The sequence below is a fragment of the Polaromonas sp. P1_E1_2 genome, assembly GCF_056406035.1.
Genome location: NZ_JBFUAZ010000120.1, coordinates 1 through 8805, shown reverse-complemented (window position 1 = coordinate 8805; position 8805 = coordinate 1). Strand labels below are relative to the sequence as shown.

The following is an 8805-nucleotide window of genomic DNA, read 5'->3' as shown; positions in this document are numbered from 1 at the left end:
GGTTATGCCGGTGGCGCAGCCGTCGGAATGGCAAAAATCCTACTCGCGCTTCAACAAGCAGCAACTGCAGTTGCTGGATGCGGCGTCACAACCGGCGGGCGGTCCGCTTGCCGGTGCAGCGGAGGCAGCTCATGCAGGTGGTTGAAGGTTGCCGTGAAGCCCCTGTGACGGGGGTGCGGGCACATCGCCCGTTTGACCGGTCGGACTGGGTAGCCGAAGAGGTGCCTGTGGCGCTGGAGTACAACGGCATCTCGCACGCCGTGATGCTGGCCAGCCCCTCCGACCTCGAAGACTTTGCCTTCGGCTTTTCCGTCACCGAAGGCATCGTGGACGACTACACGCAGATTCACGACATTGAACAGACCAGCAGTGAGCAAGGGGAGACGCTGCACCTGACCATTGCGGCATCGTGCTTTGCGCGTTTGAAAGACCGTCGCCGCAGCATGACCGGCCGCACCGGCTGCGGCCTGTGCGGTACGGAAAGCCTCGAGCATGCGGTGCGCCTGCCGCCGCGCGTGCAGGGCGGCGGGGAGTTTGAAGCGGGCGCCATCACCCGCGCCCTGATCAACCTGCGCGAGCAGCAATTGCTGCTCAGCGCCACCGGTGCCACCCACGCGGCCGCCTGGTGCAATGCCGAAGGCGATATCGTGGTGCTGCGCGAAGACGTCGGCAGGCACAACGCGCTGGACAAGCTGATTGGCGCGCTGCAGCGCCGCCGCATGAACGGCGTAGGGGCCGATGCGGGTTTTATCGTCGTCACCAGCCGCGCCAGCTACGAGATGGTGCACAAAACAGCCATGGCCGGCGTGACGTTGCTGGCGGCCGTGTCGGGCGTGACGGGTCTGGCGATTGATGTGGCGCAAACCGCCGGCGTGGCGCTTCTGGGTTTTGTGCGCGGGGAGGATCTTTCCGTGTACAGCCACAAGGAGCGTGTCAACCTGGAGTACATCCTGTGAACAACGACAACCTGATCCGCATGGTCAACCAGATCGGCGCATTCTTTGAAACCATGCCTGACCGCACGGAAGCCCTGCAGGAACTGGCCATGCACCTCAAGAAATTCTGGGACCCGCGGATGCGCAAGGCGCTGCTGGAGCTGATCGAGAGCCATGGCGGCGAAGGGATCAGCGACGTGGTGCGCCGTGCCGCGCTGGAGCACCGCTCCCTACTAATTTAGAAGGTTATTGAGGTTATTACAAGCGCCTTATTTGTCCGCCGTACACTGCGGGCATGTCGGATTTCCTGCTGCAGTCCCCTGAAACAGATGCCATGCTGCACCGCCCGTGCACCGCGGTCGCCGTTGTCATGCGCCGCGAGCGCATCGACAACCGCTGGCAGCCCTGGCGCTGGGAACTGGCCGACATCGTCCCCCACGAAGACGCCTTTGGCGCCGCGCCGCGCCTCTTGCTGAAAGACGAGCGCGAAGAGCGCTGGCTGCACCCCGGCTTCAAGGTCGAGCTTTTCACCGACGACGCCGAAGGCTACTACCTCAATGCCAGCACCGGGCAGCCCTGCTTCTGGGTGGTCTGGCGCATGGAAGAAGAGGCCCTGCTGGCCGATGAACCCATCGCGATTCCGCAGATCGTCACCTTGAGTTACCACGATGCCGGGCGGTGGCTGGATGCGCAGGAAACGGTGGAGCAGGTGCCCGCGCCGCCGCAGGTCGTGCAGTGGCTGCAGCAGTTTGTGGACCAGCATTACGTGCTGGAGGCCAAGCGCCGGCAGCGCCCGCAGAGCTTTAAGCCGCTGACGGACCGCTTCGGTAATCCGGCGCGGGTCAGCACGGAAAAGAAAACCGGCGGAGGCCAGCATGGCTGACGAACCGAAGGGCTTTTTGGGGCGATGGTCCCGCCGCAAGGCCGACGCTGTGATGGGCAAACCACTGGAAGAACCGGTTGTGGCTGCACCACCGGCAACGGATGCCAACGCGCCCGCCCTGCAAGTCCAGACACCCCAGGAACCGGCGCAAAAATCACCGGAAAATCCGCCGGAAAAGAAAGCGCTCACGCTGGCCGACGCCAGGCTGCTCACCAAGGATTCCGACTTCAAGCCCTTTATGGCCGGCGATGTGACGCCCGACGTGCGCAACGCGGCCATGAAGCAACTCTTTGCCGACCCGCATTTCAATGTGATGGACGGCCTGGACATCTACATCGATGACTACTCCAAGTCCGACCCCATCCCCGAGGGCATGCTGCGGCAGATGACGAGTGCGAAGTTTCTCAATCTCTTTGATGACGATGAGGACAAGGAGAAAGAGAAAAACAAAAGCAGCGCAGAGGACGCGGCAGGCGAAGACCAAGCGAAGGCTGCCGACCCGCAAGACGACCCCGTCAACCTGCCACGGGAAAGCGCCAATAACCCCACGGGCGAAACCGTGGCACAGTCCTATGAAAATCCGGACATAGCCCCGTCGCAAGCGCCAGGCGCTTTATCAACCAGCCAATCCCAGCCCGACCCGGCCGGTGCCAGCCAAGAAGACCATGCCCACACTGATTTGCGACTGCAACCAGACCATGCCGCTCCAGCCCCAGGCGCTGGGCGCGGCACTTAACGAGACCCTGACGCTGCATTCGGCGCTGTGCCGCCGCGAGGTGGGCGCCTTCCAGAAGGCCGCGCAGTCCGGCGACGATGTCGTCGTGGCCTGTACCCAGGAGAAGCGGCTGTTTGCCGAAGTGGGCGAGCAGACCCAGGGCGTCACCTCGGTGGTGAAGTTCGTCAATATCCGCGAGACCGGCGGCTGGAGCAAAGACGCCGCCGGCGCCACGCCGAAAATCGCGGCCCTGCTGGCCGCGGCCCACCTGCCGGACGCCGAACCGGTGTCCACCGTCACCTACAAAAGCGCCGGGCGCCTGCTCATCGTGGGCGCACTCGACCAGGCAGAGCAGGTGGCGGCGCTTGTGGCCGACACGCTGGACGTGACCATCTTCGCCCAGGGCGTTTCGTCCCAGGCGCAGGCCGGGTTTCCCTCGCAAGAACGCAAATATCCTGTGATCAGCGGTGAGCGGCTCGCGCTCAAAGGCTGGCTGGGTGCGTTTGAGGCCAGCTGGGACAAGACCAACGCTATCGACCTGGACCTTTGCACACGATGCAATGCCTGCGTCGCCGTGTGCCCCGAAGGCGCCATCGACCTGAGCTACCAGGTCGATGCAGCCAAATGCACATCCCACCGTGATTGCGTAGCCGTATGCAAGGTGGCCGGTGCCATTGACTTCAACCGCGCATCGCAAACACTCACGGAAGCGTTTGACCTGGTGCTCGACCTTGCTGCTAAACCCCTGGTCGCGCTGCACGCGCCACCCCAAGGCTACTTTGCCCTGAATGTATCCGCCGGCCTGGCCTCACCCGGCCTGCTGGCCACGGTGGTCAAGCTGCGCGACATGGTCGGCGAGTTTGAAAAGCCCAAATTCTTCGCCTACAAGCAAAAGCTCTGCGCCCACAGCCGCAATGAAACCGTGGGCTGCAATGCCTGCATCGACATTTGCTCGGCAGGTGCCGTTAGCAGCGAGAAAAGCAGGCAGCAGATCGTCGTCAACCCCAATCTCTGCGTGGGCTGCGGCGCCTGCACCACCGTGTGCCCGACGGGGGCGCTCACTTACGCCTACCCGCGTGCCAGTGAGCAGGGCGTGCGCATCAAGACCCTGCTGTCGGCATATGCCAAAGCCGGCGGCACGCAACCGGTGCTGCTGTTTCACAGCCAGGACAGCGGCCAGCAGGCGGTCGAGGCTCTGGGCCGCACTGCGCGGCTGCAAAAAACCGTGCGGGGCGTTCCGGCCAATGTGATCCCGCAGGCGTTGTGGCACACGGCCAGCGTGGGCCTGGATTTGTGGCTCAGCGCCATTGCCTTTGGTGCGTCCCAGGTCGCCGTGCTGGTGACGCGCGAAGAGGCGCCTGCTTACCTCGAAGGCCTGGCGGATCAAATGCGGGTCGCGCAAACTCTGCTCAATGGCCTGGGCTATGCGGGCGTTCACTTTCATCTGATGCACGCCGGCGAAGGCGCTGACGCCGTGGCCGGGCTCGATGCCAGCCTTCAGGCGCTGGCGCGAGGCCGTCCCACAGTGCCCGCCACTGCGGCGCGTTTTGCTGTGGCGCAGGAAAAGCGCAGCACGCTCGACATGGCGCTGGACCACCTCATGGGCCAGGCGCCCGCCGCCTTGCCCGAGGCGATCGCGCTGCCCGCCAAAGGCTCGCCCTTCGGCAGCCTGACCGTCAACGCCGACACCTGCACGCTGTGCCTGAGCTGCGTGAGCGCCTGCCCCGCCAGCGCACTGCAAGACAACCCGGACCGCCCCCAGCTCAAGTTCATCGAAAAAAACTGCGTGCAGTGCGGCCTGTGCGCCACCACATGCCCTGAGGATGCCATCACGCTGCAGCCGCGCCTGTTGCTCACACCGCTACGCAAAGAGGCGCGCGTGCTCAACGAGAGCCAGCCCTACCAGTGCATACGCTGCAGCAAACCCTTCGGCACGCTCAAGGCCATCGAGTCCATGCTCGGCAAGCTCGCGGGGCACGCGATGTTCCRGGGTGCGGCCGCCGACCGCCTCAAGATGTGCAGTGACTGCCGCGTCATCGACATTTATTCCGCCGACAACGAGCTCAAGATCACCGACATCCGGTGAGCCCAAAGAACCAGACGCCACCATGACGCAAGCCCAACTTACCGCCTCTACCCTGGACGAAGAAACCGCGCGGGCCGAAGTCTATGGCTTGCTGGCCGCGCTTTACTATTCGGCACCCTCCGCAGAGTTGCATGAAAACCTCCGCGTTGCCGTGACTGAGGCACCCGCCGCAGGAGGCTTGCTCGAAAGTTCGTGGGGCGAACTCGTCGCAGCCGCCCGCGCACACAGCCTGGCCGACATCACTCGCGAACACGACGCCCTGTTCGGCGGCGTCGGCAAACCCGAGGTGTACCTCTTTGGTTCGCACTACCTCAGCGGTTTCCTCAATGAGAAGCCGTTGGCGGCCTTGCGCACCGACATCGCCGCGTTAGGCCTGGCACGTGACGAGACCATGCCCGAGACCGAAGACCATGTGGCCTACCTGTGCGAAGTCATGCGCTACCTGATCGCCGGCGACGATGTCGAGGTAGCCAATTTGACACGCCAGCGAGAATTTTTCGCGCGTCATGTCCAGCCCTGGGTGCCGCTGATGTGCGATGCCATCACGGCGCATCCCAAGGCGCGTTTTTATGCCGCGCTCGCGGCCTTTACCCAGACCTTCATCAGCGTTGAGGCGCAGGGCTTCGACATGCTGGCCTGAGGGATGCATGAACTTTTTTTTTCTCAAAATGAGACAGCTTTTGAATGGCCAGCCGGCCAGAGCCGCCGAGTCTGACAATAAGATCGCCTATCGTTTTCCCTAGACTTGGACGTTGAGCGGCGCTAACCATTGTGGTGCGCAGCGCTCTGCCTTACAGTACTATGCAAACGGTTACATAGCCAGCAAGCCTTCCCCTGGAGATCACCATGCAGGACAGCCAGCCAAAACCCTCACGCAGGGGATTCTTTTTCGGCGCAGCCGCCACAGGCGCGGCAGCCGCGGCCATCGTCGCGTTGCCCGGCGCACCTGCGCTTCAAGCCGAGCTTCCAGAGCCCAAGCCGRCCCCTGAAAAAGGCGGCGGCTACAGCCTCTCGGAACACGTCAAGCGCTACTACAAGACCACCCGCATCTAGATAGCCCTGGCTTCCAGTTCCGCCCGACCGGCCCCCCCGATTTCACCTTCTACGGAGAGCTTCATGCTGCTCACGAAAAAATCTTCTGATGTCCATCCCGTGCATCGCGCGGGTTCCGCGCGCTTTGTGCAAAGCCTGTCGCGGGGCCTGTCCAATGCGCTGCCCACCATGGACCGCCGCGCCTTCCTGCGCCGCTCCGGCCTGGGTGTCGGCGTCGGCCTGGCCGCTACGCAATTAACCCTGGTCAAAAAGGCCAAGGCCGCCACACCGGGCGCTGGCGACGGCACGGGAAAGATCGAAGTCAAGCGCACCGTCTGCAGCCATTGCTCTGTCGGCTGTGCGGTCGACGCCGTAGTAGAGAACGGCGTCTGGGTCCGCCAGGAGCCGGTGTTTGATTCGCCCATCAACCTTGGGGCCCATTGCGCCAAGGGCGCTGCCCTGCGCGAGCACGGCCACGGCGAATACCGCCTGCGCTATCCGATGAAGCTGGTGAACGGAAAATACGAGCGCATCAGCTGGGACGTCGCCCTGAAGGAAATCACCGACCGCATGCTGGAGCTGCGCAAGGCCAGCGGCCCTGACTCGGTGTATGTGGTGGGGTCGTCCAAACACAACAACGAGCAGGCCTACCTGCTGCGCAAGTGGATGAGCCTGTGGGGCAGCAACAACTGCGACCACCAGGCCCGCATCTGCCACTCCACCACGGTGGCCGGCGTCGCCAACACCTGGGGCTACGGCGCCATGACCAATTCGTACAACGACATGCAAAACAGCAAGGTCGCCCTGTACATCGGCTCCAACGCGGCCGAGGCCCACCCCGTCAGCCTGCTGCACATGCTGCACGCCAAGGAAACCGGCTGCAAGATGATCGTGGTCGATCCGCGCTTTACCCGCACTGCCGCCAAGGCCGACGAATACATCCGCATCCGCTCCGGCTCCGACATCCCCTTCCTGTTCGGCATGCTGTATCACATCTTCAAGAACGGCTGGGAAGACAAGAAGTACATCAACGACCGTGTCTACGGCATGGACAAGGTCAAGGAAGACGTGCTGGCCAAATGGACGCCCGACAAGGTGGAAGAAGCCTGTGGCGTGCCCGAGGCGCGTGTCTACATGGCTGCTGAGATGATGGCCAAGAACCGGCCGTCCACCATCGTCTGGTGCATGGGCCAGACCCAGCACACCATCGGCAACGCCATGGTTCGTGCTTCGTGCATCCTGCAGCTGGCGCTGGGCAATGTCGGTGTTTCCGGCGGCGGTACCAACATCTTCCGCGGTCACGACAACGTGCAGGGCGCCACCGACGTCGGCCCCAACCCCGATTCGCTGCCCGGCTACTACGGCCTGGCCGAGGGCTCCTGGAAGCACTTCGCAAAGATCTGGGGCGTCGAGTTCGACTGGATCAAGGGGCGTTATGCCTCCGCCGCCATGATGGGAAAACCCGGCATCACGGTCTCGCGCTGGATCGACGGCGTGATGGAGAAAAACGAATTCATCGACCAGGACTCCAACCTGCGCGGCGTCTTCTTCTGGGGCCACGCGCCCAACTCACAGACGCGCGGCCTGGAAATGAAACGCGCGATGGACAAGCTGGACCTGCTGGTGGTGGTGGATCCGTATCCATCGGCCACCGCCGCCATGGCGGCCATGCCCGGCAAGGCCGAAGACCTCAACCCCAACCGCGCGGTGTATTTGCTGCCGGCCGCCACGCAGTTTGAAACCAGCGGCTCGGTGACGGCTTCCAACCGTTCCATCCAGTGGCGCGAAAAAGTGATCGAGCCGCTCTGGGAGAGCCGTACCGACCACATGATCATGCACCAGTTCGCCGAAAAGCTCGGCTTTGCCAGAGAGCTTTCCAAGAACTACAAGATGCAAAAGGTCAAGGGCATGGACGAGCCCGTGCCCGAAGACATCCTGCGCGAGATCAACAAGACCTGCTGGACCATCGGCTACACCGGCCAGAGCCCGGAGCGCCTCAAGGCGCACATGCGCAACATGCACCTGTTCGACGTCAAGACCCTCAAGTCCAAAGGCGGCGTTGACAAGGCAACCGGCTACGACACCACGGGCGATTACTTCGGCCTGYCATGGCCCTGCTACGGCACGCCCGAGATGAAACACCCGGGCTCGCCCAACCTGTATGACACCTCCAAACATGTGATGGAAGGCGGCGGTAACTTCCGCGCCAACTTCGGCGTGGAACGCGAAGGCAAAAACCTGCTGGCAGAAGACGGATCCCATTCCAAGGGTGCCGACATCCAGACCGGCTACCCCGAGTTCGACCACCTGCTGGTCAAAAAACTCGGCTGGTGGGACGAGCTGACCGATGCCGAGAAAACCGCCGCCGAAGGCAAGAACTGGAAGACCGACTCATCGGGCGGCATCATCCGCGTTGTCATGAAGAACCATGGCTGCCATCCCTTCGGCAATGCCAAGGCGCGCGCCGTGGTCTGGAACTTCCCCGACGCCATTCCGCAGCACCGCGAGCCGCTTTACGGCAACCGGGCCGACCTCATGGCCAAGTACCCGACGCACGACGACAAGAAAGCCTTCTGGCGCCTGCCCACGCTGTACAAAACCATCCAGCAAAAGAACATCGCCGACAAGGTGCATGAGAAATTCCCGTTGGTCATGACCTCCGGTCGGCTGGTGGAATATGAAGGCGGCGGCGAAGAAACCCGCTCCAACCCCTGGCTGGCCGAACTGCAGCAGGAGATGTTCATCGAGATCAACCCCAAGGTCGCAGCCGAAAAAGGCATACGCAACGGCGAACGCGCCTGGGTCAGCACCCCCACCGGCGCACGCCTCAATGTGCAGGCCCTGGTGACCGAGCGCGTGGGGCCTGACACCGTGTTCATGCCTTTCCACTTCTCGGGCCGCTGGCAAGGCGCCGACATGCTGGCGTACTACCCGAATGGCGCGGCACCGGTTGTGCGCGGCGAGGCAATCAACACGGCAACAACATACGGCTACGACAGCGTCACGATGATGCAAGAAACAAAAACGACGGTCTGCAACGTCGAAAGGGCATAAACATGACCCCCACGCTTTTCACTTCGTGTAATGCGCTGCCCCCCGAGGGGGCCGCTGCGCCTGCGGCCCGGCAAAGCCGGTTCCGCGGCCCCTGCTTGAA

Annotated in this window: 8 protein-coding genes; all 8 read left to right on the top strand. The window is 63.1% G+C overall.

The features are described 5' to 3' along the window. The first annotated feature begins 131 nt into the window (after positions 1-131). Entirely contained in the window at positions 132-956 is an 825-nt protein-coding gene (gene fdhD / locus AC1D1P_RS08285) for a formate dehydrogenase accessory sulfurtransferase FdhD (RefSeq protein ID WP_477669779.1), read from the top strand. Continuing rightward, positions 953-1177: a formate dehydrogenase subunit delta gene (locus AC1D1P_RS08280; protein WP_477669778.1), complete on the top strand. Its 225-nt coding sequence runs from the start codon at positions 953-955 to the stop codon at positions 1175-1177. Before fdhD ends, AC1D1P_RS08280 begins: the two co-directional genes overlap by 4 nt. A gap of 92 nt (positions 1178-1269) precedes the next feature. Further along, positions 1270-1818, top strand: a complete 549-nt coding sequence (locus tag AC1D1P_RS08275) for a DUF3305 domain-containing protein (protein WP_477672651.1) — start codon at positions 1270-1272, stop codon at positions 1816-1818. Beyond that, positions 1811-2554, top strand: a complete 744-nt coding sequence (locus AC1D1P_RS08270; protein ID WP_477672650.1) for a DUF3306 domain-containing protein — start codon at positions 1811-1813, stop codon at positions 2552-2554. The genes AC1D1P_RS08275 and AC1D1P_RS08270 overlap by 8 nt, the downstream gene beginning before the upstream one ends. Beyond that, the gene (locus tag AC1D1P_RS08265) at positions 2484-4619 is read left to right on the top strand and encodes a 4Fe-4S binding protein (RefSeq protein WP_477672649.1); all 2136 of its coding nucleotides are present in this window, start codon (positions 2484-2486) and stop codon (positions 4617-4619) included. The genes AC1D1P_RS08270 and AC1D1P_RS08265 overlap by 71 nt, the downstream gene beginning before the upstream one ends. 22 nt (positions 4620-4641) lie before the next feature. After that, positions 4642-5259: a TorD/DmsD family molecular chaperone gene (locus tag AC1D1P_RS08260; RefSeq protein WP_477669774.1), complete on the top strand. Its 618-nt coding sequence runs from the start codon at positions 4642-4644 to the stop codon at positions 5257-5259. Between the two features lie 206 nt (positions 5260-5465). Next, positions 5466-5672, top strand: a complete 207-nt coding sequence (locus AC1D1P_RS08255) for a formate dehydrogenase (RefSeq protein WP_477672648.1) — start codon at positions 5466-5468, stop codon at positions 5670-5672. 63 nt (positions 5673-5735) lie between these two features. After that, a complete protein-coding gene (locus AC1D1P_RS08250) occupies positions 5736-8705 on the top strand; it encodes a formate dehydrogenase subunit alpha (protein ID WP_477672647.1) in 2970 nt (989 codons plus the stop codon). Positions 8706-8805: the final 100 nt, after the last annotated feature.

Bases quoted from the DNA above. Each gene is read 5' to 3' on its own strand.
- fdhD (WP_477669779.1), top strand. From the start codon at position 132: ATGCAGGTGGTTGAAGGTTGCCGTGAAGCCCCTGTGACGGGGGTGCGG.
- AC1D1P_RS08275 (WP_477672651.1), top strand. From the start codon at position 1,270: ATGCTGCACCGCCCGTGCACCGCGGTCGCCGTTGTCATGCGCCGCGAG.
- AC1D1P_RS08270 (WP_477672650.1), top strand. From the start codon at position 1,811: ATGGCTGACGAACCGAAGGGCTTTTTGGGGCGATGGTCCCGCCGCAAG.
- AC1D1P_RS08260 (WP_477669774.1), top strand. From the start codon at position 4,642: ATGACGCAAGCCCAACTTACCGCCTCTACCCTGGACGAAGAAACCGCG.